Annotated in this window: 24 protein-coding genes and 5 tRNA genes; 25 read left to right on the forward strand and 4 right to left on the reverse strand. The window is 68.2% G+C overall.

Features of this window, described 5'->3' with window-relative positions:
* The first annotated feature begins 1 nt into the window (after position 1).
* The 9 genes from Q9R17_RS15705 (at position 2) to Q9R17_RS15745 (ending at position 8592) form a co-directional block, all read left to right on the forward strand.
* Entirely contained in the window at positions 2 to 424 is a 423-nt protein-coding gene (locus Q9R17_RS15705; protein ID WP_308155526.1) for a biopolymer transporter ExbD, read from the forward strand.
* On the forward strand, positions 421 to 2169 hold the full coding sequence (gene msbA / locus Q9R17_RS15710; RefSeq protein WP_308155527.1) for a lipid A export permease/ATP-binding protein MsbA: 1749 nt from the start codon (positions 421 to 423) through the stop codon (positions 2167 to 2169). Before Q9R17_RS15705 ends, msbA begins: the two co-directional genes overlap by 4 nt.
* Entirely contained in the window at positions 2169 to 3188 is a 1020-nt protein-coding gene (gene lpxK / locus Q9R17_RS15715; protein WP_308155528.1) for a tetraacyldisaccharide 4'-kinase, read from the forward strand. Before msbA ends, lpxK begins: the two co-directional genes overlap by 1 nt.
* Positions 3189 to 3260: 72 nt before the next feature.
* Positions 3261 to 4034, forward strand: a complete 774-nt coding sequence (kdsB, locus tag Q9R17_RS15720) for a 3-deoxy-manno-octulosonate cytidylyltransferase (RefSeq protein WP_308155529.1) — start codon at positions 3261 to 3263, stop codon at positions 4032 to 4034.
* Positions 4031 to 4519 carry a low molecular weight protein-tyrosine-phosphatase gene (locus Q9R17_RS15725; RefSeq protein ID WP_308155530.1) on the forward strand — a complete coding sequence of 163 codons (489 nt, stop codon included), beginning with the start codon at positions 4031 to 4033 and terminating at the stop codon, positions 4517 to 4519. The genes kdsB and Q9R17_RS15725 overlap by 4 nt, the downstream gene beginning before the upstream one ends.
* Entirely contained in the window at positions 4516 to 5928 is a 1413-nt protein-coding gene (locus Q9R17_RS15730; protein ID WP_308155531.1) for a hypothetical protein, read from the forward strand. The genes Q9R17_RS15725 and Q9R17_RS15730 overlap by 4 nt, the downstream gene beginning before the upstream one ends.
* Positions 5925 to 7769 carry an excinuclease ABC subunit UvrC gene (uvrC, locus tag Q9R17_RS15735; RefSeq protein ID WP_308155532.1) on the forward strand — a complete coding sequence of 615 codons (1845 nt, stop codon included), beginning with the start codon at positions 5925 to 5927 and terminating at the stop codon, positions 7767 to 7769. Before Q9R17_RS15730 ends, uvrC begins: the two co-directional genes overlap by 4 nt.
* 18 nt (positions 7770 to 7787) lie before the next feature.
* Positions 7788 to 8417 carry a CDP-diacylglycerol--glycerol-3-phosphate 3-phosphatidyltransferase gene (pgsA, locus tag Q9R17_RS15740; protein WP_308155533.1) on the forward strand — a complete coding sequence of 210 codons (630 nt, stop codon included), beginning with the start codon at positions 7788 to 7790 and terminating at the stop codon, positions 8415 to 8417.
* A 99-nt stretch (positions 8418 to 8516) separates the two neighbouring features.
* Positions 8517 to 8592: transfer RNA gene (locus tag Q9R17_RS15745), tRNA-Gly, on the forward strand.
* Positions 8593 to 8652: 60 nt separating this feature from the next.
* Here the strand turns inward: Q9R17_RS15745 and Q9R17_RS15750 are convergent.
* Positions 8653 to 9213 carry an Rrf2 family transcriptional regulator gene (locus Q9R17_RS15750; RefSeq protein ID WP_308155534.1) on the reverse strand — a complete coding sequence of 187 codons (561 nt, stop codon included), beginning with the start codon at positions 9211 to 9213 and terminating at the stop codon, positions 8653 to 8655.
* Positions 9214 to 9492: 279 nt separating this feature from the next.
* On the opposite strand from Q9R17_RS15750, the gene Q9R17_RS15755 reads away from it, so the two are divergent.
* The 11 genes from Q9R17_RS15755 (at position 9493) to Q9R17_RS15805 (ending at position 17315) form a co-directional block, all read left to right on the forward strand.
* Entirely contained in the window at positions 9493 to 10704 is a 1212-nt protein-coding gene (locus tag Q9R17_RS15755) for an NAD(P)/FAD-dependent oxidoreductase (RefSeq protein ID WP_308155535.1), read from the forward strand.
* Positions 10705 to 10727: 23 nt separating this feature from the next.
* Positions 10728 to 11759, forward strand: a complete 1032-nt coding sequence (locus Q9R17_RS15760; RefSeq protein ID WP_308155536.1) for a hypothetical protein — start codon at positions 10728 to 10730, stop codon at positions 11757 to 11759.
* Between the two features lie 94 nt (positions 11760 to 11853).
* A tRNA-Gly gene (locus tag Q9R17_RS15765) sits at positions 11854 to 11929 on the forward strand.
* Between the two features lie 256 nt (positions 11930 to 12185).
* Positions 12186 to 13550: a TolC family protein gene (locus Q9R17_RS15770; protein ID WP_308158360.1), complete on the forward strand. Its 1365-nt coding sequence runs from the start codon at positions 12186 to 12188 to the stop codon at positions 13548 to 13550.
* Positions 13547 to 14686 carry an ABC transporter permease gene (locus Q9R17_RS15775; RefSeq protein WP_308155537.1) on the forward strand — a complete coding sequence of 380 codons (1140 nt, stop codon included), beginning with the start codon at positions 13547 to 13549 and terminating at the stop codon, positions 14684 to 14686. Before Q9R17_RS15770 ends, Q9R17_RS15775 begins: the two co-directional genes overlap by 4 nt.
* Before the next feature lie 32 nt (positions 14687 to 14718).
* Positions 14719 to 15435: an ABC transporter ATP-binding protein gene (locus Q9R17_RS15780; RefSeq protein ID WP_308158361.1), complete on the forward strand. Its 717-nt coding sequence runs from the start codon at positions 14719 to 14721 to the stop codon at positions 15433 to 15435.
* A 19-nt stretch (positions 15436 to 15454) separates the two neighbouring features.
* A complete protein-coding gene (locus Q9R17_RS15785; protein WP_308155538.1) occupies positions 15455 to 16378 on the forward strand; it encodes an HlyD family efflux transporter periplasmic adaptor subunit in 924 nt (307 codons plus the stop codon).
* Positions 16379 to 16526: 148 nt separating this feature from the next.
* A tRNA-Gly gene (locus tag Q9R17_RS15790) sits at positions 16527 to 16602 on the forward strand.
* A gap of 155 nt (positions 16603 to 16757) precedes the next feature.
* Positions 16758 to 16833: transfer RNA gene (locus tag Q9R17_RS15795), tRNA-Gly, on the forward strand.
* 65 nt (positions 16834 to 16898) lie between these two features.
* Positions 16899 to 16972 (forward strand) — tRNA-Cys (locus tag Q9R17_RS15800).
* Between the two features lie 103 nt (positions 16973 to 17075).
* The gene (locus Q9R17_RS15805) at positions 17076 to 17315 is read left to right on the forward strand and encodes a hypothetical protein (protein WP_308155539.1); all 240 of its coding nucleotides are present in this window, start codon (positions 17076 to 17078) and stop codon (positions 17313 to 17315) included.
* Positions 17316 to 17399: 84 nt separating this feature from the next.
* Here Q9R17_RS15805 and Q9R17_RS15810 read toward each other — a convergent pair whose 3' ends face one another.
* Complete coding sequence (locus tag Q9R17_RS15810; RefSeq protein ID WP_308155540.1) at positions 17400 to 17738, reverse strand: winged helix-turn-helix transcriptional regulator; 339 nt, start codon at positions 17736 to 17738, stop codon at positions 17400 to 17402.
* A gap of 84 nt (positions 17739 to 17822) precedes the next feature.
* On the opposite strand from Q9R17_RS15810, the gene Q9R17_RS15815 reads away from it, so the two are divergent.
* The 3 genes from Q9R17_RS15815 (at position 17823) to Q9R17_RS15825 (ending at position 20072) form a co-directional block, all read left to right on the forward strand.
* Entirely contained in the window at positions 17823 to 18149 is a 327-nt protein-coding gene (locus Q9R17_RS15815; protein WP_308155541.1) for a nuclear transport factor 2 family protein, read from the forward strand.
* Positions 18149 to 18928, forward strand: coding sequence for an SDR family oxidoreductase (locus Q9R17_RS15820; protein WP_308155542.1), 780 nt, complete (start codon positions 18149 to 18151; stop codon positions 18926 to 18928). Before Q9R17_RS15815 ends, Q9R17_RS15820 begins: the two co-directional genes overlap by 1 nt.
* Before the next feature lie 199 nt (positions 18929 to 19127).
* A complete protein-coding gene (locus Q9R17_RS15825) occupies positions 19128 to 20072 on the forward strand; it encodes a CsgG/HfaB family protein (RefSeq protein WP_308158362.1) in 945 nt (314 codons plus the stop codon).
* A 69-nt stretch (positions 20073 to 20141) separates the two neighbouring features.
* On the opposite strand, the gene Q9R17_RS15830 is transcribed toward Q9R17_RS15825, so the two are convergent.
* Positions 20142 to 21527, reverse strand: coding sequence for a gluconate:H+ symporter (locus tag Q9R17_RS15830; protein ID WP_308155543.1), 1386 nt, complete (start codon positions 21525 to 21527; stop codon positions 20142 to 20144).
* A 330-nt stretch (positions 21528 to 21857) separates the two neighbouring features.
* Between Q9R17_RS15830 and Q9R17_RS15835 the strand changes: the two genes are divergently transcribed.
* Entirely contained in the window at positions 21858 to 22889 is a 1032-nt protein-coding gene (locus Q9R17_RS15835) for an alpha/beta hydrolase (RefSeq protein ID WP_308155544.1), read from the forward strand.
* A 34-nt stretch (positions 22890 to 22923) separates the two neighbouring features.
* Positions 22924 to 24414 (forward strand): porin, encoded by a 1491-nt coding sequence (locus Q9R17_RS15840; RefSeq protein ID WP_308155545.1) that lies wholly within the window; start codon positions 22924 to 22926, stop codon positions 24412 to 24414.
* Positions 24415 to 24470: 56 nt separating this feature from the next.
* Here the strand turns inward: Q9R17_RS15840 and Q9R17_RS15845 are convergent, their stop codons facing one another.
* A complete protein-coding gene (locus tag Q9R17_RS15845; protein ID WP_308155546.1) occupies positions 24471 to 25250 on the reverse strand; it encodes an alpha/beta hydrolase in 780 nt (259 codons plus the stop codon).
* Positions 25251 to 25573: the final 323 nt, after the last annotated feature.

Genomic DNA, 25573 nt, shown 5'->3' on the forward strand with positions numbered 1-25573 from the left:
GATGCGCATCGGCAACGACCGTGCCCAGGATGAGCCGCATATCGACCTGGTGCCGCTGATCGACGTCATCTTGGTGCTGATCATCTTCTTCGTGGTCACCACCACCTTCGACGCCCGTTCCACCCTCCAGGTGCAGCTGCCCACTGCCAGCCAGCAGGACAGCAACATGCCGCCGCGTTCGCTGAGCGTGCTGATCAACGCCGAAGGGCGGTACTTCATCAACGACCAGGAAGTGCTGCGCAGCGACGTCGAATCGGTCAAGCAGACCATCGCTGCCGTCGCCGGCAACGACCGTGAACAGACCGTGCTGCTGCGCGCCGATGCGCGCACGCCCTACCAGGCCGTGGTGACCGCGCAGGATGCGCTGGGCCAGCTCGGTTTCCGCCGTATCGCCATTGCTACCGCGCCAGAGGTGCGTCCATGAGTTCCAACCACGCCCCCGTCTGGCCCATCTACAAGCGCCTGCTCGGCTATACCCGCGCCTATTGGGTCTTCATGACCTTCGCCCTGGTGGCGATGGTGGTGGAGGCCACGGCCGGTTACTTCTTCACCAAGCTGATGGACCCGCTGGTCAACCGCGGCTTCGTCAACCCCGAACCGGGCATGGCCGTGGTGCTGCCACTGACCATCCTGGGCCTGTTCCTGATGCGCAGCGCGGCCACCTTCGTCGGTGACTACACCATGGCCCGTACAGGCCGCAGCGTGGTGCGCGATCTGCGCGAGCAGGTGCTCAACAAGTACCTGCACCTGCCGTCCTCGCATTTCGACACCGAATCGACGCCGGTGATGGTCAGCCGGCTCAACTTCGACACCGAGCAGGTCACCCAGGCCAGCGCCGATGCGCTCAAGACCGTGGTGGCCGATACGCTCACCATCATCTACATGCTGGCCGTGATGCTGCAGATGAGCGTCAAGGTGACCGTGGCGATGCTGGTGGTGGTGCCGCTGATCGGCGTCATCGTGTCGTATGTGGGCAAGCGCTACCGCCGCATCAGCCGGGGCATCCAGGATGGCATGGGCAGCATGGCCGCCACGGCCGAGCAGTCGCTTTCGGCACAGCAGGAAGTGAAGGTGCACGGTACCCAGCAGCTGGAAATGGGCCGCTATGCACGGCTGGCCAACCGCATGCTCGGGCTGAACATGAAGGTCGAAGTGACGCGTGCGGCCGCCTCCAGCGTGGTGCAGTTCCTGGCCGCGCTGGCGCTGGCGGTGATCGTGTGGGTATCCACCCGCGAAGCACTGGCCGGCCGCCTCAACGCCGGCCAGTTCATGGCACTGATGACCTCGATGATGGCCATCATTCCCTCGCTGCGCCGCCTGACCAGCGTACAGACCTCCATTTCCCGTGGCGTTGCCGCGGCCGAGCGCCTGTTCTCGATCCTGGACCTGCCGGTCGAGCGCGACCAGGGCGCCCAGCGCGTGCAGCGCGTGCGTGGCGAACTGGCCTTCGACCACGTGATGCTGCGCTACCGTGAAGACACCGGCATCGCGCTGGATGACATCAGCTTCGTCGCACGGCCGGGTACGGTGACCGCCATCGTCGGCCGCTCCGGCAGTGGCAAGACCAGCCTGATCCGGCTGGTGCCGCGCTTCTATGAACCCAGTGGTGGCCGCATCACCCTCGATGGCGTAGCCCTGGACGACTACCCGCTGGCCGACCTGCGGCGGCAGGTGGCGATGGTCGGGCAGAAGGTCATGCTGTTCGATGACACCATCGCCGCCAACATCGCCTATGGCATGGACGCGACCGATGCACAGATCCGTGCGGCGGCCGAGGCGGCCAACGCCTGGGAATTCATCGAGCGGATGCCGCAGCAGCTGCAGACCCCGGTGGGCGAGAACGGTGCACTGCTGTCCGGCGGCCAGCGCCAGCGCCTGGCGATCGCCCGCGCGATCCTGCGCGACGCGCCGATCCTGATCCTGGACGAGGCCACTGCAGCGCTGGACAACGAATCCGAGCGCCTGGTGCAGGATGCCCTGCAGCGGCTGATGCCCGAGCGCACCACGCTGGTCATCGCCCATCGCCTGTCCACCATCGAGCATGCCGACCAGGTGCTGGTGATGGACCATGGCCGCATCGTCGAGCGCGGAACCCATGAAGAGCTGCTCGCGCTGGGCGGCCTGTACCAGCACCTGCACAAGATGCAGTTCCGCGAAAGGCAGGGCTGATGGCAGGCAAGGGCACGCAGACTCCGTCGTACTGGTATGACGGCAGCCCGGTTCCGTGGCCGATGCGCCTGCTGGTGCCGCTGTACGCGGCGGTGGCCGGCCTGCGCCGGCGTCTGTACCAGCGTGGCTGGCGCAAACGGCACGTGCTGCCGGTACCGGTCATCGTGGTCGGCAACATCACCGCCGGCGGCACCGGCAAGACACCGCTGACCATCGCGCTGGTGAACCGGCTGCGCGAGGCGGGCTGGAAGCCGGGCGTGGCCAGCCGTGGCTACGGCCGCGAGGATGCCGGCAGCGCGCGCTGGGTGGAGGCGGACACGCCGACCGCACTGGGCGGCGACGAGCCGGTGCTGATCGCCTGGAAGACCGGCGTGCCGGTGCGCGTGGATGCTGATCGCGTGGCGGCCGGCAAGGCGCTGGCCGCCGCGGGCTGCGATGTCATCATCTGCGACGACGGCCTGCAGCACTATCGCCTGGCCCGCGACATCGAGATCGAGGTGGTGGACGCGCAGCGCCGCTACGGCAACGGGCGGCTGCTGCCGGCCGGGCCGCTGCGTGAGCCCGTCAGCCGTGCTGCCGAATGCGATTTCCGCGTGGTCAACCTGGGCCAGGCCAGTGATGATGCGGCGGTCAACGCCTGCGGCTTCGGCCAGTGGCCGCTGTCGTTGCACATCGACAGCGCGCAGCCGCTGGCCGGTGGCCGCGCCCGTGCGCTGGCCAGCTTTGCCGGCCAGCGCGTGCATGCCGTGGCGGGCATCGCCCACCCGCAGCGCTTCTTCGACATGCTGCGTGCGCGCGGCATCGGCGTGGTGCCGCATGCCTTCGCCGACCACCAGGCCTACCAGCCGGAGGATCTGGCCTTCGGCAGCCAGCTGCCGGTGCTGATGACCGAAAAGGACGCGGTGAAATGCCGTGCCTTCGCCAACGACTGGCAGTACGCGGTGCCATTGCGTGCCGAACTGCCGGCCGCGTTCTGGGTGGCCTTGACCGACCGCCTGGACAAGCTGCGCCCGAACTGAGCGGCGGCCACGTGCTTGCAAACCGGCGGGGCCGTCCGCATTCCTGTGGTATCGCCTGACGAGTAAGCCCGCATGACCGATTTCGTCGTTGCCATTCCTGCCCGCTACGCGGCTTCGCGGCTGCCGGGCAAGCCGTTGCGCCTGCTGGGCGGTGAACCCCTGGTGCTGCACGTGGCGCGGCGGGCGCTGCAGGCCGGTGCCCGCCAGGTCTGGGTGGCCACCGATGATGCCCGCATCGCGCAGGCGCTGGACGGGCTGGCGGAGGTCAACGTGGCGATGACCGCGGCCGATCACGCCTCCGGCACCGACCGCCTGGCCGAGTGTGCACGCATCGCGGGCTGGTCCGATGACACGGTGGTGGTGAACCTGCAGGGCGATGAACCGTTCGCGCCCGCCGCCGGCATTCGTGCCGTCGCCCAGGCCCTGGTGGAAGGCCACGCGCCGATGTCCACCCTGGCCACGCCGGTGGAGGACGCCGCCACCCTGTTCGATCCCAACGTGGTCAAGCTGGTCCGCAACGTGCGTGGCGAAGCCCTGTATTTCAGCCGCGCACCGATCGCCTGGCATCGCGATGGCTTCGCCCGCTCGCGCGAGGCATTGCCGGCCGGCCACCAGTGGCTGCGCCACATCGGCATCTACGGCTATCGTGCCGGCTTCCTGCAGCAGGTGGCGGCGATGCCGCCGGGTACGCTGGAGCAGATGGAGGCGCTGGAGCAGCTGCGGGTGCTGGAGGCCGGGTTCGCCATCCAGGTCGCACTGTCGCCGCAGCCGTTCCCGCCGGGCATCGATACGCCGGAAGACCTGGAGCGCGCCGAAGCGATCCTGCAGGCGCTGGGCCGGGCATGAAGCTGCTGGTCGTCTGCCTGGGCAACATCTGCCGCTCACCGATGGCCGAAGGTGCGCTGCGCGCGCGCCTGGCGGCGTCACCGCTGGCCGGGCGTGTCCAGGTCGATTCAGCCGGTACCGGCGACTGGCACGTCGGGCAGCCGCCGGACCCGCGCGCGATCGCCTGTGCCGCTGGCCACGGGGTGGACATCGCCGGTCTGCGCGCACGCCAGCTGCAGCGGGCGGATTTTGACAGTTTCGACTGGGTGTTGTGTGCCGATGATGCCAACCTGCGTGATGCCGCACGGTGGGCACCGGCCGCGCGCCGCGAGCGTCTTGCCCTGTACCTGCCCTGGGCCGGTGGCCCGGCCGGGCAGGCCATTCCCGACCCTTATACCGGCAGCCGGGCGGACTTCGAGCATGTGTGGGCGCTGGTCGATGCCGCCGCCGGGCGCGTTGTGGCACGACTGTTGCATGACGCCGACTCCGGCATAATCGGGCCATGAACGTCCAGCCCGTCCCGGACCTGCCCGAGTTCGCCACCTGGCTCAATGCCACCCCGTCCACCCTGACCGAGCTGCGTGGCCGTCCGGTCGCGCTGGTATTCGTCAATGCAGCGTCTGCCTGGTGCGCGCAGCGGTTGGCCGAACTCGGCCAATGGCAGTCACGCCACCCCGGCCGCGCGCACGTGCTGGTGCTGCAGGTGCCCCGTTTCGATGCCGAGCGTGACCCCGCCGCCAGCCTGAAGCTGCTACGTCGCCAGGGACTGGCCGGCCCGGCCCTGCTCGATGCCGACTGGGACGGGTGGCGCCGCTTCGGTATCACGGCATGGCCGACGGTCGTGCTGCTGGATGACAAGGGGCGTGAACGCCAGCGCCTGGTCGGCCTGGGGGCACCGGGCGAACTGGAGCGGGCATTGAATGCCGCCTGTGCCGATGCCGCCCCGGTGCCGATGGCACCACCACGCGAACTGCACCCCGAGCCGCGGCACGCATTGCGGTTCCCGATGGGGCTGGCGGTGAACACCGAGCGGCTGTACGTGGCCGATGCCGGGCACCATCGCATCCTCGAATGTACCCATGGTGGGCGGGTGCTGCGCCAGTTCGGGCTGGGCACGGCCGATTTCATGGATGGCGGCCCGGCCGAGGCAGCCTTCCACCGGCCGCAGGCGCTGGCGCTGGAACGCGAATCGCTGTACGTGGCCGATACCGGAAACCACGCGGTGCGCCGGATCAACCTGCTGACCGGCCAGGTCGATACGCTGTGTGGTAACGGCCGCCCGGGCGCGCCCAGCGAGGGGCTGGTGCAGGAACCGCGGCGGGCGTCGCTTGACCACCCGCTGGGCCTGGCCGTGGCCGACAACCAGCTGCATATCGCGATGGGCGGCGACAACCGCATCTGGAGCTACCACCTGGGGCAGCGCAGCCTGAGCTGGCGTGCCGGCAGCGGTGCCATCGACGAACGTGATGGTGGGGGACACCTGGCGGCCTTCGCGCAGCCGACCGCGCTGGCGGTGGTGCAGCAGGTGCTGTACGTGGCCGACGCACTGGGGTCATCGGTGCGCGCGCTGCAGCTGCGTGGTGACCTGGTGCAGACGCTGGTAGGGCAGGGGGTGTGGCGCTTCGGCGCCGATGATGGCCCGCGCGCCACCGCCAGCCTGCAGTTCCCGCAGGCGATCGCGCTCAGCCCGGAAGCACCGCTGCTGTGGATTGCCGACAGTGGCAACGGCCGCCTGCGCACCCTGCGCCTGGGCGGCGGTGACCTGAGTACCGTGGCCCTGCCGCGGCCGTTGCATGGGCCTGCCGGCCTGGCGGTCGGGGCCGGGGCGGTCTGGATCGCCGAGACCGATGCCCATGCCGTGCTCCGCTACGACCCCGACAGTGGCGTGCTCAGCGACGTGCCGATCAGCGAATGACCTCCGTTTCCGCTCCGGCCTTCGACGGCAAGGCGTTCGCGGCCCAGCTCAGCACCGCGCCCGGCGTCTACCGCATGTATGCGGCCGACGACACGCTGCTGTACGTGGGCAAGGCCCGCGCGCTGCGCAACCGCGTGGGCAGCTACTTCAACGGCAGCCCGAAGAACGCGCGCATCATGTCGATGCTGTCGCAGATCGCGCGCATGGATGTGACGGTCACGCGCTCGGAAGCTGAAGCGCTGCTGCTGGAAAACCAGCTGATCAAATCGTTGTCGCCGCGCTACAACGTGTCCCTGCGTGACGACAAGACCTATCCGCACGTGCTGTTGACCCGTGAAGACTGGCCACGCATCGCCCTGCACCGGGGGCCGCGCGCGATTCCCGGGCGCTACTTCGGGCCGTACCCGGGGGTGACCGCGGTACGCGAAACGCTGAACCTGATGCACAAGCTGTTCAAGCTGCGCAGCTGCGAGGACAGCGTGTTCCGTAACCGGTCGCGCCCCTGCCTGCAGTACCAGATCGGCCGTTGCAGCGCGCCCTGCGTGGAGCTGGTCGCGGCCCGCGACTACGCCGAATCGGTGCGCCGCGCCGCGTTGTTCCTGGAAGGCAAGAGCGATGAGCTGACCCGCGAGCTGGGCGAGCAGATGCAGGCCGCCAGCGAAGCGCTGGAATTCGAGCAGGCCGCCCGCCTGCGCGACCTGATCACCTCGCTGCGCAGCATGCACACCCGCCAGTACGTGGATGGGCGTGCCGCCGACCTGGACGTGCTGGCCGTGGCCATGCAGGGCTCGCAGGCGTGCGTGATGCTGCTGGCCTTCCGTGATGGCCGCAACCTGGGCACCCGGCCGTTCTATCCGCGTACCAACGGCGAGGAAAGTGCCGAAGAAGTGCTGGCCGCGTTCGTGTCCCAGTACTACATCGAGTTCGCGCCGCCGCGCGAAATCCTGCTGGACCGCGAGATTCCCGATGCGGACCTGCTCAACGCGGCGCTGTCCGCCGCTGCCGAGCGCAAGGTGCAGCTGAAGTGGAACGTGCGCGGTGAGCGCGCCGGCTATGTGGAACTGGCCAGCCGCAACGCGCAGTTGACCCTGGCCACCGAATTGAACAGCCGCAACGCCCAGCACGCGCGCAGTGAAGCGCTGCGTGGGATGCTCGGGCTGGCCGAGCCGGTCAAGCGCGTGGAATGCTTCGACATCAGCCACACCCTGGGCGAGGCCACCGTGGCGTCGTGCGTGGTGTTCGACGCGGCCGGCCCGGTGCGCGCGCAGTACCGCCGTTTCAACATCAGCGGCATCGAGCCGGGCGATGACTATGCCGCCATGCGCCAGGCCATCGACCGCCGTTTCCGCCGCGCCGTGGAAGAACAGGGCGTGCTGCCGGATGTGCTGTTGATCGACGGCGGTGCCGGCCAGCTGGCGCAGGCCCAGGCCGCGCTGGCCGATCTGGGCGTGGAGGGCGTGCTGCTGGTGGGCGTGGCCAAGGGCGTGGAGCGCCGCGCCGGCCATGAGGCGCTGGTGATGCCCGATGGCCGTGAACTGCGTCCGGGCGCAGCCGACCCGGCCCTGCAGTTCATCCAGCAGGTGCGCGACGAGGCCCACCGTTTTGCCATCACCGGCCACCGCGGGCGCCGGCAGAAGGCACGGATGACCAGCAAGCTGGAAGACATCCCCGGCATCGGCCCACGGCGCCGGGCCAGCCTGCTCAAGCATTTCGGCGGGCTGGTGGGCCTGAAGGCCGCCGGTGAAGCGGAAATCGCCAAGGTCGAAGGCATCAATGACGCCCTCGCTGCACGCATCTACGCTAACCTGCACGGACTGGCCACGCCCGACCCGGCCGAGTAACGAGAGAACGACGTACGCATGAAGTTGACCCTGCCCACCTGGCTGACGCTGTTGCGGATCGTGATGATCCCGGTGCTGGTGCTGGTGTTCTACCTGCCCTACACCTGGACCAACTTCGCTTCCGCGGCGATCTTCGGCCTGGCCGCGATCACCGACTGGCTCGATGGCTGGATCGCCCGCCGCTACCAGCTCGAATCGGCGTTCGGCGCCTTCCTCGACCCCGTGGCCGACAAGCTGATGGTGGCCGTGGCGTTGTTCCTGATCGTGCAGGGCCACCCCACGCCGTGGATGGCCTTCTGGGCAGCGGTGATCGTGGGCCGTGAGATCGCGGTGTCGGCACTGCGCGAGTGGATGGCCGAGCTGGGACAGCGCGCCAAGGTGCGCGTGGCGATGATCGGTAAGGTCAAGACCACCGCACAGATGGTGGCGTTGCTGTGCCTGCTGTATTCGGTGGCGCCGAACGTGCCGGTGGCCGACATCTGGATGGGCCCGCCGATCTTCCACATCGGTGACTGGACGCTGGCGATCGCGGCGGTGCTGACCTTGTGGTCGGGCCTGCAGTACCTGCACGCTGCATGGCCCAGCCTGCGCGAAGACGAGCGCGCCGCACGCGAACGTTCGCGCCAGAAGAAGCTGGGCCACGAGTAGATGCACGCGGTGCGTGGATGGGGGTCACCGGCCACCTCGCAGCCCCTCTGAAAAAACGCTTGACGCCATTTCCAGAACAGGTAGAATTTCGCCTCCCAAGCGGGAATAGCTCAGTTGGTAGAGCGCAACCTTGCCAAGGTTGAGGTCGCGAGTTCGAGTCTCGTTTCCCGCTCCAGATACAGAAAAACGCTCCCGGAAGGGAGCGTTTTTCGTTTGTGCGTACCTCGCGCCGGGTTCAGTCCTCGTCCGGTGCCGACGCGCGCGAACGCATGCCGGTGATGCGGGCTTCCTCGCGCGCTACCTGGCGATCGGCGAACCAGTCCTGCACGTCACCGGCAAAGCTCGCCGGGCGTCCCTTGGCTTGCACGCCTTCGGCGATCGAAGCCAGGTTCGAGCGTGCCAGTTCTTCGCGCATGGCCTTCTGCGCATTGATCATCACCGCATGGATGCCGCAGACACCGCGGCTGGCCCACGCCGGCGGACGCTCCTCGAACAGCGCGCAGCGCCCACGGATCTCCTGGCAATCGAACAGCGCCTTCGGTCCTTCCACCGCGTCGACCACATCCAGCACGCTGATGTCCTCCGGCGCACGTGCCAACTGGTAGCCGCCACGGATGCCGCCACTGGATTCGACGATGCCGGCCTTTTCCAGCTTCGAGAAGATCTTGGCCACGAAGGCCGCGGGCACGCCCTGCAGCTCGGCCAGGTCGCGGCTGCTGGGGCGCTGCTCCAGGGGCGAGACCAGCCAGAGCAGGCAGTGCAGGGCGTATTCGACGCCGGTTCCGATGTGGGCCATGGGGCAGGACCAGAAAAAATGTAACGCGGACTATAGAGGGCTGATTTATCGGCTGCAAGCACGCCACCGGGCACGCACGGTATTGATTCCATTGGGGTTGTGGTCCGGCGGTGGCGCCCGGGGCGGGTGTGGGCGCACACGCGGAACGTTCCGCAGGTGCTTGCGGTGTATAACGCGGACTCATATGATCCGCGTTATGTCCTGCGCTGATGCAGGGCTGAGCGCACAGGCCTGCTGCCGGCCTGTGCATCAACGCTTGCACCCAACAGGAACCTCTTCGTGTCCAAACGCATTGTTGTGATCGGCGCCGGTTTTGCCGGCATGTGGAGCGCGCTGGCTGCCGCTCGTCTTCTCGACCAGGCGGCATGTACTGATGTCGAGATCGTGCTCGTCGCACCGTCGCCTGAACTGCATGTCCGTCCGCGCCTGTACGAACAGAATCCGGCGGGCATGAAGGCGCCGCTGCAGGCGATCTTCGATGCGGTCGGGGTGCGCTACATCGCTGGGCGCGTGGAACGCATCGATGTGGTGAAGCAGCAGATCGACGTGGTGGGTGCCGGCGCGGAGACGGCAGCACAGGTGCTGGGCTATGACCGCCTGGTGCTGGCGGCCGGCAGCCGCTTGCACTGCCCGCCGATTCCGGGGTTGCAGGCACATGCGTTCAACGTTGACCAGATCGCCGATGCCGTTCGCCTGCAGGCCCACATCGAGGCGTTGGCGGACCGGCCCGATGTGGCAGGACGCAACACGGTCGTCATTGCCGGGGCTGGTTTCACCGGCATCGAAACGGCGGCGGAAATGCCTGCCCGCCTGCGTGAGGTGCTCGGTGCCGATGCTGCGGTGAACGTCATCCTGGTCGAGCGTGCCGATGCCGTGGGGCCGGACCTGGGCGAAGGCCCGCGCCCGGTCATCGTGCAGGCCCTGTCGGCACTGGGCGTGTCATGGCGGTTGGGGGCGGGCGTGGCCCAGGTCGATGGCAGCGGTGTGACGCTGGAAAACGGTGAGCGCATCGAGGCAGCCACCGTGGTGTGGACCGCCGGTGCGCGTGCCAGTGCGTTGACCGCGCAGGTTCCCGGCCGGCACGACGCGGTGGGGCGCCTGCATGTGGACCGCCACCTCAAGGCACAAGGCGTGGCGGCGGTCTTCGCCACGGGCGACTGTGCGCATGCAGCGACCGACGATGCGGGCAACGTGGCGATGATGTCCTGCCAGCATGCGATGAATCTGGGGCGCTCGGCGGGCCACAACGCGGCTGCCGAACTCATCGGCGAAGCGATGATTCCCTACCAGCAGCCCAAGTACGTGACCTGCCTGGACCTGGGGCCGTGGGGGGCGGTCTACACCGAAGGCTGGGACCGCCAGGTGATGCTGTCCGGTGCCGAGGCCAAGGCGCTGAAGACGCGCATCAATACCGAATGGATCTATCCGCCCAGCGGCGATCGTGCCGACATCCTGGCCTCGGCGGATCCGCGCCGCATCGTCGTGGCCTGAGCGTGCCACCCAAGGATCCCACCATGCCGATTCTTGATACGCCGCTGCAGGGGCGTTCGCCCCCTGCGATCACGACCCTCTGGTCCTGTGCCCTTGCGCCACCGCTGGCGGCCCTGGCCCTGCCGTTCCTGCTGATGGTGTTCCATGCCCAGGTGGGGCCACCTGGTACCCCGGTGACCACGGCGCGGGCGGTACTTGCGGTGCTCGTACTGGCCTGTGCTTTCGCTGCGCCGGTGCTGGGCATCGTGGTGGCCGGCCACCGCTCGTTGTCCACCCGCCTGCGCCGGCTGGCCTATGCCAGCGTGCTGGCACCGACGCTGTATGTGTTCCTGGGGGTCGTGCAGGCCCTGCTGGGCAGCCCGGTTGCTGATCCCTGGGTATGGTGTGCCCTCTGGCTCGCCGCCATGGCCTGGTCGGTGCGTGCCGATCCGGCGCCTGCGCCTGCGATTCCCCCGCCGGTCATCGCGCGCTGGCGGGTAGCCCATGGCATCAGTGCCGTCGTGGTGTGCCTGTATGTGCTGTTCCATCTGGGCAACCACCTGACCGGCCTGCTGGGTACGCAGCGCTATGCGGCCGTGATGGAGGCGGGCCGGCAGGTGTATCGCGCCGGCTGGATCGAACCCCTGCTGGTGGCGGCCGTGCTGTTCCAGATCGGCAGCGGGCTGCGCCTGGCGTGGTACTGGAGTGCGGCGCGGCAGGATGCCTTCCGCACGTTCCAGATCGCTTCCGGCGCGTACCTGTCGGCGTTCATGCTCGGGCACATGAATTCCGTCTTCATCTATGCGCGCACGTACCTGGGCATTCCGACCGACTGGAATTTCGCCACCGGCGCACCGACCGGGCTGATCCACGACCCCTGGAACATCCGCCTGCTGCCGCACTATGCGTTGGGTGTGTTTTTCGTGCTGGGCCATCTGGTGGCCGGGCTGCGTGTGGTGCTCAACGCCCATGGCGTGGCCAGACAGGCCACGCAACGGCTGTGGTGGGCGGGGATGGTGGCCAGTGCGCTCATCGCCACGGCCATCATGGCCGGCATGTGCGGGGCGCGGCTCTGATCCGGGCCGGGCGGCCCGGCCCGGCAGGCGGGCCATCCGGGGGCGCCGAGGTGCTTGACGCACGTTCCAAACCCGGTAGAATGCCGCCTCCCAAGCGGGAATAGCTCAGTTGGTAGAGCGCAACCTTGCCAAGGTTGAGGTCGCGAGTTCGAGTCTCGTTTCCCGCTCCAGATCCAGGCGCCCGGTCTTCACATTGACCGGTGGCTTAACAGAAAAAGAGGCCCCGTGGCCTCTTTTTTTGTGCCCGTTGTTTGCAGCTGGATACAATTTCTGACCTTTCTACTACCGTTTCTCCATCTTTCCTCAACATTTGCGGGCTACCCTCGAGGTTGTTGATTCCACGATGGCGGACTGGTGGCTAGCGGCAACACCCTCGGCTCAAGCACGCTGTCCCAGCAGCGGCATTTCCCCGGCCTGCGAGGCCTGATGGCGTCCTGTGCCGTGGCCGGCTGCGTACTGCTGGCCGGTTGCATGCCCGTGGCCATCCCGGACCTGCCCGACCATACGCCGGCGCGCTGGACATCCACGCCGCCCGAGGCCGGTACTCCGGTGGATCTGCAGCAATGGTGGAAGGCGCTGGGCGATCCAACCCTGGATGCGCTCGTCGCCGAAGCCGTGAACAGCAACCTGGACCTGCGCCAGGCCACGCTGCGGCTGCAGGCAGCCCGCATGGTCGCCGGTACCTGGCGGTCGGGCTTCCTGCCCACCATCGATGCCACGGCCCGCCCGACCCAGGATGCATCAGCCCGCGATTCGTACTACCAGACCGGCATCGAGGCGGCTTGGGAGCCGGGACTGTTCGGCAGTGCCGACAGCGCCCGCATCCTGGCTCTGGCCAGTGCGGGCAATGCCGAATCGCTGCGCAACGCGGCCCAGGTGGCGGTGGTGGCCGGCGTGGTCCGCAGCTACCTGGACCTGGCCGTGGCCCAGGCCCAGCTGGACCTGCGCACGCAGGAAGAAGGGCTGGATGCCGGTGCCGAACGGATGGTGGCTACCCGCCTGCGCCTGCACCTGGCCGAACCGGGTGAACAGGAGCGGGTACGCGCGCGCCACGCGGCCTCCCGGGCGGGCGTGGCGCAGATGACGGAGGCCGCTGGCAGCGCTGCCCGGACCCTGGCCCTGCTGCTGGGCCGGGATGCGCCGGACCCGGCCTGGCAGGGCATCCGCACGCTGCCGCAACTGGGGGCCTTCGGTGTACAGCAGGTGCCGGCCGACCTGCTGCGCCACCGCCCGGAAGTCGCCCTGGCCGAGGCCGACGTGCTGCGCGCGGCGGGCGAGCATGGCCAGGCACGTGCGGCGCTGTACCCACGCCTGCGCTGGGGCGGTTCGATCGTCTATTCGTACAACATCACCCAGAACGCCCGGGTGCATACCGATTCCAGCCCGTCCTTCGGCCCCTACATCGACATCCCCCTGCTGGACTGGGGGCAACGGCGCATGCGCGAGCAGGCCGGCCAGAAGGAACTGGAGGCTGCACTGCTGGGCTACCGCAAGGCCGTGCTGGAAAGCATCGCCGAAGTGGAGGGCGCGCTGGCCGGGCTGGATCGGCAGCAGGCCAGCATCACGGCCCTGCACGCAGCCACCGAAGCGGCGGACATGCAGGTGAAACAGCAGTCGCGCCGCGTAGCGCTGGGGTTGTCGAGCGATTTTGACGGCCTGGACCTGCAGCGCAGCGCGCTGGCCACGCGGGCCGACCTGGTCGGTGCGCAGGGCATGCGCCTGCTCGCTTTCGTTGCCCTGTACCGCGCGCTGGGCGGTGCTTCGCCGCCGCCGATGGAGCCGGTCGAATGATCGCCCTGGCGCGCAAGACGTTGGTCTACGAATGGCGGCGTTTCCTGCCGGTGGTGCTGGCGATGTGCTTCGCCGGCGTGCTGCTGATCGTGCAGGCGGCGCTGGTGCTGGGCATCTTCGGCACGGCGGCGATCTACGTGAAGGCGTCCACGGCCGACATCTGGGCGGGCTTTCCCGGCACGCAGAGCGTGAACTACGGGCACGTGATCGGTGCGGATGTGGAAAACCACCTGCGCATGGACCCGGACGTCACCCGCGTTGAGCCCTACGAATGGGTCGATGGCGAATGGACCTCCACCGCGGGCGGTACCGGCACGGTGTCGGTCTACCTGTCCGGCATCTCCACCCACGACGACGCGATGATGTTCGCCCGCGTGCTGCCGGCAGACCTGCGCGCGGCGCTGCGTGAGCCGGGGGCGGTGATCGTGGACAGTGCCGACCTGGATACCCTGGGCGTGGACCTGCGCGATGGCCGCGCCTGGATCAACAACCGGCCCGTGCATGTGGTCGCCGCATTGCCGGGCCTGCGCGGGCTGGGGGGCGTGAACGTGCTGGCCTCGCTGGATACCGCGCGCGGCGTGGCCGGCACCGATCCGGCCGAGGGCAGCACCTATTTCGTGGCCGGGCTGCGTGATCCGGCACGCGCCGACGTGGTACGTGCGCGCCTGGCGGCCGGCACCGGCCGCGCCACGCCGGTGCAGATATGGACCGCCGATGCATTCGCCAGCCGCTCCCAGCGCTACTGGCTGCTCGATACCGGCGCGGGCATCGCGGTGCTGTTCATGGCGATCATCGTCTGCTTCGTCGGCGCGGTGATCACCAACCAGTCCTTCGCCTCGGTGGTGGCCGGCTCGGTGCGCGAATATGCAACGCTCAATGCCTTGGGCGCGGGCCGTTACGCCCTGGCACGCGTGGTGGTGGAGCAGGCCCTGCTGATCGGCGGTGTCGGCACGCTGCTGGCGGCGGTCCTCAGCGCCGGTGTGCTGGCCCTGGCGGCGTGGCAGCGGGTGCCGGTCCAGCTCACGCCGGGCGTGGTGCTCGGCTGTATCGGCCTGGTGGTGCTGATGGCGCTGCTGTCGAGCATCATGGCCGTGCGCAGCGTGGTGCGCTCCGATCCTTCCCTGCTGCTGCGTTGAGGTGCATGCCGATGATGCCTGTCGAACAACCGATGCAGGGCAGGGCGGCGGCGCGGGCGCCGAGCCTGCAGGCCGTCGCGCTGGAGAAGTCGTTCATGGCCGGCACGTTGCCGGTGCAGGTGCTGCGCGGCCTGTCCCTGGATGTGCTGCCCGGTGAACTGACCCTCGTGGCCGGGCCCTCGGGGTGTGGCAAAAGCACGCTGTTGTCGTTGTTGTCTGGCCTGTCCACGCCCGATGCAGGCCGCGTCAGTGCGCTCGGGGAAGACCTGGGCACCATGACGCGCGCGCAGGCCGAACGTTTCCGCCTGCAGCACGTAGGCTTCGTGTTCCAGGGCTTCAACCTGTTCCCGGCGCTGACAGCGCTGGAGCAGGTGCAGCTGCCACTGGGCTACCTGGGCATCGGCAAGCGCGAAAGCGCGGCTATGGCCCACCGTGCACTGGAGGAAGTGGGCCTGTCACAGCGCAGCGACATGCGCCCGGCACAGCTGTCCGGCGGCGAGAAGCAGCGCGTGGCCGTGGCACGGGCCTTCGCCAAATCGCCCACGCTGATCTTCGCCGATGAGCCCACCAGTGCACTGGATGCACACAACGGCCAGCGCGTGATCGACATCCTTCACCGCCATGCCCGCGAACACAACACCACCGTGCTGTGTGTCAGCCATGACCCCCGGTTGATCCAGCATGCCGATCGCGTGATCGCGATGGAAGACGGGGCGATCCGTGACGACCGCCGCCAGAATGAACCGTAGAGCCAGGACCATGATCAACATGCAGCAACAGCCTGCCCGGATGCAGCGCGGACTTCGTCTTCTCGGCCTCGGGCTGTCGGCAGCACTGCTGCTGGCGGCCTGTTCGGATGACACGCCGGTGCGCGCGCCGGCCGAGCAGAAGGAGGCCACCGGCCGGGTCGCCGTTGCGCGGGGCATCGTCGATGTGGATGGTGGCCTGATCGCCATGGCGTTGCCGCTGGATGGGGTCATCGCCAGCGCACCGGTGAAGGACGGCGACAAGGTGCGCAAGGGCCAGGTGCTGCTGGCGCAGGACGATGCATTGGTGCAGCAGGAGATCGCCGTGGCCACTGCCGATGTGCAGGTGGCCGATGAACGCCTCAAGGCTGCCCGCGCACAACTGCAGGACCTGCAGCGCAACGCCGCGCGGCTGGCCACGGGGGCAAGCGAAGGGGTGTCGTCCCGCCAGCAGGCTGAAGCGGCCACGCTGCAGCTGGCCGACAAACAGGCCGAGGCCGGTATCGCCGAAGCGCAGCGGGACATGGCCCGGCACAAGCTGGATACCGCGCGCCTGCGCCTGCGCCAGTTGTCACTGGTGGCCCCCGAGGCGGGCACCGTTGTCGGCCAGGTGCCGGCGGCGGGAAGCTACGGTCAGGCCGGCAAGCCGGTGCTGTCACTGCTGCCGGCGCGCCCACTGCAGGTACGGGCCGAGCTCAGTGCGGCCTATGTCGATGCGGTGAAGCCGGGCATGTCGGCGGTGGTGATTCCTGATCGTGACGGTCCGGACAGTGATGGGCCGATGCCCAGGGCGAAGGTCGTACGCATCAGCCCGGTCTACGCACAGGGCCGCCTGCCTGCCGATGCCGGCCGCGGCGCGCCGCGTGTGGTGGACTGCATCCTGCAGTTCGAAGGGGAGGCGCCGGTGCGCTTCGGGCAGCACGTCCGCGTGGAATTCCATCGCTGAACAGCTTCATCCGCTGTTGACGGCGTGAAGGAAAAACGACACAATGGCGCTCCTTCGACACAGGTCGGAGGCGCGATGGAAAGGCCGCCGCAAGGCGCCGGAACATCAGGGGCTTCCGGCTCCTGCCTGCGAAGGCAAACGAAAGTCTGCGGGAATAGCTCAGTTGGTAGAGCGCAACCTTGCCAAGGTTGAGGTCGCGAGTTCGAGTCTCGTTTCCCGCTCCAGTTTCGACAGGGCCCCGGAAGGGGCCTTGTTTTTCTCCCGCGCCGGCAGCGCGGGGCACGTTGGCCAGCAGGGCCAGGCGCGCAGACGGAAAAGTGAAGTGTGGTATCAAATGGCTGGCATGTGCATCGGATTTCCGGTAATATGTCGGGCTTACGCGGGAATAGCTCAGTTGGTAGAGCGCAACCTTGCCAAGGTTGAGGTCGCGAGTTCGAGTCTCGTTTCCCGCTCCAGTTTCTGCCAAGGCCCCGTTTTGCGGGGTCTTGTGCTGACGGGGTTGCATCCCCGGTGATTTACCGGCCTGGTAGCAGAGTGGTTATGCAGCGGATTGCAAATCCGCGTACGCCGGTTCGATTCCGACCCAGGCCTCCATATGAAAAGCCCTGACTCCGGTCAGGGCTTTTTGTTTTGCGCGATGGCGACAACGCGGGCCACATCCGGCAGAATCTTTTTTTTGATTGTCAGGGAGGCAAGCATGGAATCTGTACAGCAGAACACGGACCAGGACCGCGCCAGCAGCACGCTGCTGCCGGAGATGATCAAGACGGCCGCGCACCTGGCCCTGCTGGTGGGGGTGGTCGGCCTGCTTGTTGCACTGACCGACGTGGCGCCCTGGATGTTCACCGCGTCGGTGTCGGCCCTGCTGGCGGCGCCGGTGCTGTATGGCCTGGCCGATATCGTGCTCAGCCTGCGTGCCCTGTGCCGCCGTGCATGAGCGCGCGGTGTTGAACTGATGTCCGGGCCCGCCGTGTGCGGGCCTTTTCACTGGTGCCGCACCGACGGGCCGGGTGTGCCCCGGTCAGGGCGTCTGCGCCCCCGGCCGCTGCTCCCGCCAGAGCAGCAGCGCATCCAGTGCCGGGCACAGCGCCTGGCCCCACGCGGTCAGCCGGTAATCCACCCGTGGCGGTACTTCAGGGTAGACGGTGCGCTGCACGATCCCGTCCGATTCCAGCCGGCGCAGCTGCTGGGCAAGCATTTTCTGCGAAATGTCCGGAATCAGCCGTTCCAGGTCGGAATAGCGCTGCACCTTGCCATCGAACAGATGGAACAGGATGCGCAGTTTCCAGCGTCCCTCCAGGTGGGCCAGGGCAGCGGCCACATCGGTGGCGGCGGTATCAGGGGTATAGGCCTTTCTCATCGGTGCGGGGCTTACTTTTCCGTGCGTTCTTGTGGGCGCCGGGAGGCACTTCGAGAATACCGCCATCCCCCTGGAGTGATCGCGATGTCCCTTGACCTTCCCCCGGCGCTGTCCCGCTATTTTGCGCTTGCCAACGGTGATCCCGGTGTCCGCGCCGACGACTGCTTCACGGCTGATGCGATCGTCCATGACGAGCGCCAGGACCATCAGAGCACCGCAGCGATCAGCACCTGGATCGCCAAGGCCCGCGCTGCCTACCAGCACCAGGTCCAGCCGCTGTCGGTGGACGTGAAGGATGGCCGTCATGTCGTCACCTCACGGGTACGCGGCAACTTCCCCGGCAGCCCGGTCGTGCTCACCCACGCCTTCGTGCTGGCCGATGACCGCATCGTCGCACTGGAGATCGTCTGATGGACCAGGGCATGCAACTGCAGGGCAAGCGCGTGCTGGTCACCGCCGGCACCAAGGGCCTGGGCAAGGCCACCGTCGCCCTGTTCCGCGCGCAGGGCGCACAGGTGATGACCGTCGCGCGGAACCGGCCGGATGACCTGCCGCCATCGCTGTTCTTTGCCGCCGACCTCACCACCGCGCAGGGCTGCGCGGACGTGGCCAGCGAAGTGACGCAGCGGCTGGGCGGTGTGGATGTGCTGGTGCATGTGGCCGGCGGCTCTTCGGCACCGGCCGGTGGCTTCGCGGCACTGGACGAGGCGGCCTGGCAGCGCGAGCTGGATCTGAACCTGCTGCCTGCGGTGCGCCTGGACCGCGCGTTGCTGCCGGCGATGCTCGCGCAGGGGCAGGGCGTCATCATCCACGTCACCTCCATCCAGCGCAGCCTGCCGTTGCCGGCATCGACCACCGCCTATGCGGCGGCCAAGGCGGCGTTGTCCACCTACAGCAAGAGCCTGTCCAAGGAAGTCTCGCCCAAGGGCATCCGGGTGGTGCGGGTCGCCCCGGGCTGGATTGAAACCGAAGCGGCCGTGGCCCTGGCCGAGCGCCTGGCCAGCGAGGCCGGCACCGATTACGAAGGCGGCAAGCGGCTGATCATGCAGGCGCTGGGCGGCATTCCCCTGGGGCGCCCGGCGAAACCGCAGGAAGTGGCCAACCTGATCGGCTTCCTGGCCTCGCCGTTGGCGGCCTCGATCACCGGTGTCGAGTATGTGGTGGACGGTGGAACCCTTCCGGTGGCCTGATCCCATCGTTGGCCACGATCGGCAAAGCCGGAAAGTGCCTATTCAGCGACATATCCGCTGGATGAACGTCATGTAACCGATTTACCATTGCGACGCCAGCGTGAGGGTCCAGGGTGACTTGCGTGGCTACGGGCTGCCACCTGGCACCCGCATCAGCACACCCGAATCACGGAGCGATTGGATCATGCGTAAGGGGAACATGGGGGGCGCGGCGCTGGCAACGGCGATCGTGGCGATGATGGCTGTCCCGCCGGCAATGGCGCAGCGGCAGAGCGCACAGGAAATACGCAAGCAGCAGGTGGCGGAAATTCCAACCTGCGCCAAGCCGCTGGGCACCATCTCGGTGATCGAGCCGGAGGACGGCACCAACTGGTGGACCGGCCAGCAGCTGCCGGCACCGTCCAAGCTGATCAAGGTGTTCATCAACAAATCGCGCTGCTTCACGCTGGTCGACCGTGGCGTGGGCATGGCGGCCGCGCGTGGCGAACGCGATCTGGCCGCCGACGGCGAACTGCGCCGTGGCGCGAACATCGGCAAGGGCCAGATCAAGGCGGCCGACTACGTGATGGTTCCCGATCTGATCGGTGCCAACAACAATGCCGGTGGCAATGCCATCAGCGGCCTGATCGGTGGCCTGATGGGGGGCGATGCCGGCCGTCTGGTCGGTGGCCTGAACTTCAAGAAGAAGACCGCCGACGTGGTGCTGACCGTCACCGATGTGCGCTCGTCCGAGCAGGTCGCCATGGCCGAAGGCAACGCCAAGAAGACCGACCTGGGCTGGGGCGCCAGCGGCAGCCTGTTCACCGGCAGCAACTGGGGCGGTGCCGGTGCCAGTGGCTATGCCAACACCGAAATCGGCCAGGTCATCACCCTGGCCTACCTGCAGGCGTACAGCAACATCATTGCCCAGCTGGGCGCACTGCCGGCCGATGCGTCGGCGGCCAACGTCAGCCAGGCGCTGCGCGTGACCAAGCCGGCGCGCCTGCTGGGCAACGCCAAGGGCACCGGTGCGGCCGTGCGCAGCCTCGACCCGGGCATGCTGCTGTACCCGACCGGCAGCAAGGAAGGGATGATGTGGGAAGTGGAAGACGAGCTGGGCAACAAGGGCTGGGTCAATTCGACCAACACCGAGCTGGCCAAGTAAGTCGCAGCACCGGCTGCAGCCCCTGGGACGGCCCACGCCGTTCCAGGGGCGTATCGGGCTGTGCGGCGCTCAGCCCAGCGCCGGGAACAGGTTCATCAGCAGCACCATGCCCAGCCCCACCAGCGACACGATCGACTGGGTGATCGCATTGGTCCAGGTGGCTTCGGACATCGACATGCCGAAGGATTCCTTCACCAGCCAGAAGCCGGCGTGGTTGGCATAGTTGAAGAACAGCGAGCCGCAGCCGATCGACAGCGCCAGCAGTGGCGCATTGATGTCGGCACCCCTGGCGGCCAGCGGCGCCAGCAGGCCGGCGGCGCCGACGATGCCGACCGTGGCCGACCCGGTCGATACCGAGAGCAGCATCGAGATCACCCAGCCCAGCAGCAGCGGCGACAGCGCGAACTGGTGGCTGAGGCTGACGATGGCATCACCGACCTTCGCGTCGGTCAGTACCTGCTGGAAAGCGCCGCCGCCGGCGATGATCAGCAGCACGCCGGCGATCGGCTTCAGGCTGGCACTGAGTTCATCGCGCAGGTGCGCACGGTCGCGGTGCCGGGCCAGCGTGGCCATGGCGAACAGCACGCCGACCAGCATCGCCATGATGGGATGGCCAAAGAACGCCAGCAGCGGTGCAAGCGCTGAGCTGGCCGGTACCACCAGCTCGCCCAGCGCATGCGACAGCATCAACAGCGCCGGCAGCAGCGAGGCGAAGATGCCCAGCGCCAGGCCGGGACGCGCCGCGGGCGCATCGTCCGCGTGGCGCGTCGGGGTGAACTGCTCGATCAGGGCTGCGTCCGGCCGTACCTGCAGGCGCCGCGCGATGAAGCTGGCATACACCGGCCCGGCCAGCACGATGGCCGGCACGGCAGCGATGAAGCCATAGACCAGCGTCGGGCCGACGCTGGTCTGCAGCGTGGCGATCGCGGTCAACGGGCCCGGATGCGGCGGCACCATGCCGTGCATCGCCGCCAGTGCGGCGATCACCGGCACGCCGGCATAGACATAGGCCGAGCCGGGCCGGGTAGACGTCTGCTGCAGGCGCTTGGCCACGGCGAAGATCAGCGGCAGCAGCACCACCATGCCGACTTCGAAGAACATCGGAATGCCGATGACGAAGGCCAGGCCGGCCATTGCCCACGGCAGCGCGCGTTCGGAGGTCCGGCGCAGCACGATGTCCGCCACGCCTTCGGTCACCCCGGTGCTGGCGAGGATCTTGCCAAGCATCGCGCCCAGCGCGACCACCAGGCCGATGGCGCCCAGGGTCTTGCCCGCGCCGGCCGTAATCGAACCCAGCAGCGCGGCACCGGGCATGCCGGTGACCAGGCCGACCCCGATCGAGGTGACCAGCAGCGCCAGCAGCGGGTGCACGTGCAGGCGCGAGACGATCAGGAAGACCAGGAACAGCACGCTGGCCAGTGCGGTGACCAGCAGGAACGTATCGTGGGGTGTCATTGTCGGTGCGTGCAGGCCACAGGGGGACGGTGGGCCGGCGGCCGGTGCGGCCCGCCAGTCCGTGGCGGACTGTAGCGTGTGGCGCCGGTGGCTACCTGTCGTTGGCCTGTCATCGGCAGATGCCGCCCGATCAGGCCAAGTCGCGCCGCCGATGCCATCGGCAGCGCCGTGCCGCCAGTGTGCGCTGCGCCATGCCCCTGCACCGGCACTAGTCCCAATGGGTTATCGCTGAAGCGGACAGCAACGTTCAACAATGGTTCACCGCTGCGGCGTTGCGTGCGCGGTCATCCATCAGTCGAATCCTTGGGAGGGGGGACGATGAAACACATCATGAAGGCAGGCCACCGGCTTGCTGCGGGCCTGCTGCTGGGCCTGCTGGTCGCCGGCGCCAGCCAGGCACAACCGGCGATTGCACCGGGTGCTGCGCCCGAGGTCGTTCACCTGTGGCCCGAGGGCCATTGGCAGCAGCGTGCGCGTGGCCCGGAAAAAGTGGGGGCCGAGGGCAGTGCCAAGGGCGCGGTCTCCGGTGTCAGTGATGCCCGCATGGACATCTATCGCCCCGCGCAGCCCAATGGCACGGCCGTGGTGATCTTCGGCGGTGGCGGCTACTTCCGCATCCAGATCGGCGGGGCGGCCCGGCCCACCGCGCAGTGGCTGCAGTCGCTCGGCGTCACCGCCGCGGTGGTGTATTACCGGCTGCCGGCCGATGGCTGGGCGCCGGTGTCGCCGTTCCAGGATGGGCAGCGTGCGATGCGCCTGCTGCGTGCCCGTGCGGGCGAGCTGGGCGTTGACCCGCAGCGGATCGGTGCGATCGGATTCTCTGCCGGTGGCAACCTGGCCGGCATCGTCGCCACGCGGTTCGACGCGCCGTTCTACGCGCCGGTGGATGCCGCCGACCAGCTGTCGGCGCGCCCGGATTTCGTGGGCATGATCTACCCGGTGGTGTCGATGCGCGCGCCGCTGGACAAGACCCGCTCGCGTCGTGAACTGGGCACCCAGCCCGACGCGGAGCAGGCCTATTCGGTGGAAGCGCATGTGCGCGCGGACATGCCGCCGGTGTTCCTGGCCCAGGCCGTGGATGACCGCACGGTGGACGTCGGCCACAGCGTGGCGATGTACCAGGCGCTGCATGGCGCCGGCATTCCCGCCGAACTGCACCTGTTCGAAAAGGGCGGACACAGCTGGGGCCTGGGCGTACCCGGTTCGCTGGTCGGCCAATGGCCGCGCCTGTTCGCGACCTGGGCGCGCAGCCACGGCTACCTGGGCGCTGCGCCCAGGCAACTGGCACCGCTGGGTGGCCCGCCGGCGGCCCCATCGACGGCCACGGCGCCCTCGCACGACGACGACGGCAGCGGCGACTGAGCCGCACGCCTTCCATCTCATCCGGGAGACATTGATGAATCTTCTGCACCGTGCCGCTGTTGCAGCGGCCGCAGGCGCCTGCCTGTCACTGGCCGCGTCGCCGGCGCTGGCCGCCCCTGCTTCCACCGAAACCGAGCTGCGCGCGCAGGTCCAGCAGCAGGCCGAACAGCTGCGCCAGCAGGCGGCACTGCTGGAGGCGCTCAACGCACGACTGGCCGCGCTGGAGCATGCGGCTCCCGCAGGTGAAGCCCCGGCCACCCCATCGGCCCCACGCGCCGCCGATCCGGTACAGGCGCAGGTCGCTGCCGTCATCGCCGATACCCGCCAGGACGACATGGCCATCCTGCAGGCCCAGGTCGCACAGCTGGCGGCCACCGGCGGGGGCGGCAACGTGCGCTGGCGCAAAGGTGGGCCCGAGTTCCGCAGCAGCGATGGCCAGTTCACCTTCCACCCGCGTGGCCGCGTGCTGGTCGATTTCAGCAGCACGCACGGCTCGGGTTTCCCCACGCGCAACATCACCGGTACCGACCTGGCCAGCGGCCGCTTGGGGGCCGAAGGGCAGATGGGCGCGCTCGGCTACAAGATCGACGCCGATTTCGCCGGCAACACGGTGTCGTTGAAGGATACCTACCTGTCCTGGGACACGCGCCTGGGCAACCTGCCCACCGAGGTCTACATCGGCAACAAGCTGAAGGACCGCAGCCTGGATGGCGGCACCAGCGGCACCAATACACCGTTCATGTCACGCAACGCGGTGGCCTCGGTGGGTGCGCAGCAGAGCGGCTACTACGGGCTGGGCATCACCACCAAGGTCATCGGGGATGGCTGGCACGCCAGCCTGGCCGTGACCGGTGATGACATCGGCAACGCCAGCACCGCCAGCGATACCATCGCCTACCTGCTGCGCGCGCACTGGAACCCGCTGCGCGGGCAGCAGGGCTTCATGCACCTGGGGGGCTGGTACTGGTACGAAGACCTCGGCAACGATGTCACCAGCATCAACAAGACCTCGCCGGTGGCGCTGGGATGGAACGGCAATGTGCGGGTGTCGGCCAGCTCGATTGCCAATGTCACCGACAACCGTGCCTGGGGCCTGGAATTCGGCGGTGTGTACCGCAGCCTGTGGGCATTCGGCGAACACACCGTGCGCACCATCGAATCGCGCACGGTCGATGCGGTGGACCAGAAGGCCACCTCGATCTACGCCGGCTGGCTCATCACGGGCGAGCGCCCGGGCTTCAGCAGCCGCTCGGGCGTCTGGGGCACCACCCGGGTGCTGCGTCCGGTGCAGGAGGGCGGCATCGGTGCCTTCGAACTGGCGGCGCGCTACGACCGCTACGACTACCTCGATGCCGCACGTGGTGGCGAAGGCACCGCCTGGACGGTGGGCCTGAACTGGTACCTCAACAACTGGTCGCGGCTGATGCTCAACTACGTGCACTGGAAGACCGACAACAAGGTGGGCAGCTTCCAGGGCCCGGATTCGGGCAACACCGTCGGCGTACGCGCGCAGGTATCGTTCTGATCCTGTGCTGACGGCGGGGCCCGGCGGCGATGCCGGGCCCCGTCCTCCGGGTACGATCAATGCGGTGCGGCGTGTGCGGCCTCTTCGATCACACGGGCCACGGCCTGGGGGCTGGACAGCATCGGCACATGGCTGGTCGGCAGTTCCACCGTGTGCGCACCGATCTTCTTCGCCAGCGCGCGCTGCCCGGCCGGCGCGATCATCTGGTCCTTGCCGGCCACGATGTACCACGATGGCTTCTGCGTCCAGGCGGCGGTGGTGAGGGTCTGCTCGAACGCGGCGCCCTTCACCGGTCCCTGCGTGGCAGCGATCAGGCGGGCTTCGGCGGCACTGACATCCTGCGCGAAGTAACGGGCAATGGCGGCCGGCGACATGGTCAGGAAGCCGTCGGCATCCGCATCGAGGTGTTTCTGGCCTTCCGGCGCGGGGAACGCCTTGAGGCCATCGATCGAGCTTTCACCGGCCGACGGTGCGAACGAGGCCACGTAGACCAGCGATGCGACCTTCGCGTCATTGCCGGCCTGGGTGATCACGCTGCCGGCCCAGGAGTGGCCGACCAGGATGACCGGGCCGGGTTGCGCACGCACCGCGCGCTGCACGGCTGCCACGTCATCCTCCAGCGAAGTCAACGGATTCTGTACGGCGACCGTGCGCAGGCCCTTGGCCTGCAGCAGTGGAATCACCTTGCTCCACGACGAGCCATCGGCGAAGGCACCGTGCACCAGCACGATAGTCGGTGTGGCGGCGTCTGTGGCCGGGGTGTCGGCGGCCATGGCGGTGGTACCGGCGGTCAGGGCCAGTGCGGCGGCCAGCAGCGAGGGAACGAGGGGCTTCATGGGCAGGATCTCCGTGTGGTCAGGGTGGGCCGGCGGCGGGTGCCGGGCCGGTGACGCACGGTAGGGCGCCGCCCCGCAGGCAGAGTTGACCGACCGTCCGGCGGACTTGACCGGCCATCCACACGACGCTGGCAACGGCCACCTCGGTGATTCAACACATTGATAAACAATGAAATTCCGGCGGATCACCGACGGCGCGGGGAAGTTCAAATTTCCGTGATAACCGGTCTTCCCGCAGGGCACGGCGGCATCCTGCGTGTCCGGTGGGCCGCGGGCATGCCGTGATTGCGCAGTTTCCGCTCCGGGTGGGCTGCGCTACGATC

Source organism: Stenotrophomonas sp. 24(2023) (assembly GCF_030913365.1).
GTDB lineage: Bacteria > Pseudomonadota > Gammaproteobacteria > Xanthomonadales > Xanthomonadaceae > Stenotrophomonas.